Origin of the sequence: Limnospira sp. (genome assembly GCF_051859755.1) — a bacterium.
Classification (GTDB): Bacteria; Cyanobacteriota; Cyanobacteriia; order Cyanobacteriales; family Microcoleaceae; genus Limnospira; species Limnospira fusiformis.
On record NZ_JBIMLI010000417.1, the window covers coordinates 1 to 531 of the forward strand.

The 531-nt window shown below is 42.7% G+C and carries 1 protein-coding gene; it reads left to right on the forward strand.

What is annotated here, in order from left to right; translation table 11 throughout:
• The first annotated feature begins 126 nt into the window (after positions 1-126).
• Positions 127-465, forward strand: coding sequence for an NAD(P)H-quinone oxidoreductase subunit M (ndhM, locus tag ACTIE0_RS24960; protein WP_006615757.1), 339 nt, complete (start codon positions 127-129; stop codon positions 463-465).
• Positions 466-531 lie beyond the last annotated feature (66 nt).

A 531-nucleotide genomic window follows, 5' to 3' on the forward strand; every position in this document is an offset into this window, starting at 1 on the left:
ATTGCAGCCTTATTTGGTCTCCTAAACGTCTCGCACTTATCAATTAGCCTAGCCTCTGGTGATTGTTGGGATCACAGTCGCCGTAATAAGTGTATAATAGGCACTTAGTCTCACTCATCCTAAACTATGCTGTTAAAGTCTACAACCCGTCACATTCACATTTTGACTGCGGAACTTCAGGATAACGAAATCATTCCCAGTGAAGAAAAATTGACCATTGACATTGACCCAGATAATGAATTTAACTGGAATGATGAAGCCCTGCAACAAGTCTATCGAAAGTTTGATGAGTTAGTCGCAGCATCGGAAGGGGAAGATTTGACAGAATATAATCTCCGTCGCATTGGATCAGATTTAGAGCATTTTGTGCGATCGCTTTTGCAATCCGGTCAAATCTCCTATAATCTCGGTACTAGGGCGGTCAACTATAGTATGGGACTGCCGCGAGTAGAAACCCCATCCTAAAATTAATCGTGCGAGACGTTTAGGCATCAAATAGGGCTGCAATGCCTGAAATAACAGCAAGCGTGA